The following is a 2,112-nucleotide window of genomic DNA, read 5'->3' as shown; positions in this document are numbered from 1 at the left end:
TTACCACTGAGGCTAGGAGTCAAGCTGCTATATCAGTTTTTCATGGAATCTTGCAGGTACGCGCATATCGGGCTTCCTTTCGCTTTTAGTCGTTCTATATAGAGCCCTTCGTCGTAGGCGGTTCGAGTCTTCCACATCCGGTATATTATCCTCTGCCACTTGTAGGCCAGCTCCCGCATGGCGCAGTTGTAGGTCATTCCCGCGGCCTTCTTCATCCTCCAGAACGCGGACGCCCAGGAGCTCCACTTTATCGACTCGCCGGCGAACTCCACGAAGGTCTGCATCAGGAACCTCGGCCGGGAGTAGCGGCGGTGCACGATGCGCTTCTTGCCGCTGCTCTGGGTAACGGGGGCGACCCCGCTGTAGCGCTGCAGGGCCTCGCGGCTGGAGTAGCGGGAGCGGTCCTCGCCCATGGCCGAGAGCAGCCGCGGCCCTAGAGCCGGACCGGCTCCGGGAAGGCTGTCGAAGATCGGCTTGTCCTCCGACTCGGCGTAGCGCCGGGCCAGCTCCTGGTCGTATCTCGCGATGGCCCTCGAGCAGGCCTCGATGTGGTCCAGGCAGCTGGAGATTCGAAGCTCCATGACGTCCATGATCGCGGGGTCGTCGGTCAGGACGACGGACTCGGCCACCACCCGCAGGCGCTCCTCGATCACGTCCCTGCGCGAGCAGTGGGAGCTGCGGTAGAAGGCCGCCATCTCCTCGGGGTCCGCCTCGCGGGCCGCCTGCAGCGAGGGCCAGCGGCGAAGGAAGCCTATCGCCATGGGGGCGTGCAAGTCCCTGCCCAGCAGCGCCAGGGCCTGCGGGAAGCTGCTTTTTAGCAGCGACTTGAGGCGGTTGCACTGCTCGACCTGCCGGTCGACCTCCCCGCGGCGGGCCTTGGAGAGCGAGTCGATCCTGCGCATGGCCGCGCTGTCCAGCCGGTGGGCCCGGAGCTTGTCGCGGTGCGAGGCCAGCAGCTGGGCGAGGACCTCGCAGTCCAGCAGGTCGCTCTTGGCCCCGGAGCCGTTGAAGGCCTTGCGGAAGCGGGCCGGCACGCTGGGGTTGAGGGCGTAGACCTCCAGCCAGCCGCGCGGGCACAGGAAGGCTACCAGGTCGGGAGCGGGCATCTCGAAGGCCACCGCGACGCGGGCCTCGGGATGCTCGGAGCGAAGCCTCGCCAGCCACGCGCCCAGTTCGTCGGGGCTGTTGGCCAGCTTGTCGAAACGCGGACTGGAGCCCGCCCGCAGGGAGGCGAGGCAAACGTCCAGGGTTGCGTCGGAACGGTCGATCCCGATCGCGAAGTCCAGGGGCTTTTCCTTCATCGTGTCATAGTCGGTTGAGGGTTGCGGAAAGCTCGTCCTTGACCGGCAGCGACAGCAATATAGAGTGGTCCGTGCAGAGGGCTTCCACCGAGGAGTCGTCAAAAAGTCAAGGCGCTACCCGCAGCCCGGAACGGTAAGGTCACAGTCCTCCAGGGGACGCCGCGTATTTGTTCCTGGACTGCGGGCGAGCGCTGAAATTGTAATGAAAAGCCAAACGGAGTCCAACCCCGCCGGAAGTTATTCACAATGCCCCGAAAGCGAGCTCTTCGGCCCGCGCCTTTCGGGCATCATGAATAACTTCTCCTAGCCTATATCCGCGTATGGCTTTCACGTTGGCTAAAGCAAATAATCATCGAAGCGAATGAACGCACCTTTAATTCTGGTTCTCAGTGTGTTTTTAGCCGTAATACCAGCAGCGATTTGCGAGAGGTCAATAATCGGCAAGTGGACGTACCACGTGGATCAGGGAGAAGGTATCGAAGTGAAGGGGTTCATCGTCTACGAAATGGATAAGTCTTTTTACGAGGAAATGACACTCACCAAAAATGGCGAAGTAATGGATTTATTGAGAATGAAAGGAACATGGTTTGTGGACGGTTTAGACTTAACTACTAAATTCACCTCTCCCGACAGACCAGATGGAGCCGAAATAAAAAACGAATACACGATTATTGAAATAAATGAAGAGCACATGAGATATGTAGACAAAGAACGTCCTCGAGCCGAGTATAAGCAATATCGATCAACAAAATAGAGCCAACCAGACGTAGCAGGCAACGTGCGCAAGCGCACGCCGCCTGTACTCGACGTT

2 protein-coding genes are annotated in these 2,112 nt (G+C 59.8%); one reads left to right on the top strand and one right to left on the bottom strand.

Features of this window, described 5'->3' with window-relative positions; translation table 11 throughout:
• Positions 1 to 32: 32 nt before the first annotated feature.
• Positions 33 to 1,301: an IS110 family RNA-guided transposase gene (locus tag IEN85_RS18750; RefSeq protein ID WP_191616790.1), complete on the bottom strand. Its 1,269-nt coding sequence runs from the start codon at positions 1,299 to 1,301 to the stop codon at positions 33 to 35.
• A 361-nt stretch (positions 1,302 to 1,662) separates the two neighbouring features.
• Here IEN85_RS18750 and IEN85_RS18745 point away from each other — a divergent pair, with 361 nt between their 5' ends.
• Entirely contained in the window at positions 1,663 to 2,055 is a 393-nt protein-coding gene (locus tag IEN85_RS18745; protein ID WP_191618643.1) for a hypothetical protein, read from the top strand.
• Positions 2,056 to 2,112 lie beyond the last annotated feature (57 nt).

Origin of the sequence: Pelagicoccus enzymogenes (assembly GCF_014803405.1) — a bacterium.
GTDB lineage: Bacteria > Verrucomicrobiota > Verrucomicrobiia > Opitutales > Opitutaceae > Pelagicoccus > Pelagicoccus enzymogenes.
This window is presented reverse-complemented; position numbering and strand designations above follow the sequence as displayed.

Bases quoted from the DNA above. Each gene is read 5' to 3' on its own strand.
- IEN85_RS18750 (WP_191616790.1), bottom strand. From the start codon at position 1,301: ATGAAGGAAAAGCCCCTGGACTTCGCGATCGGGATCGACCGTTCCGAC.
- IEN85_RS18745 (WP_191618643.1), top strand. From the start codon at position 1,663: ATGAACGCACCTTTAATTCTGGTTCTCAGTGTGTTTTTAGCCGTAATA.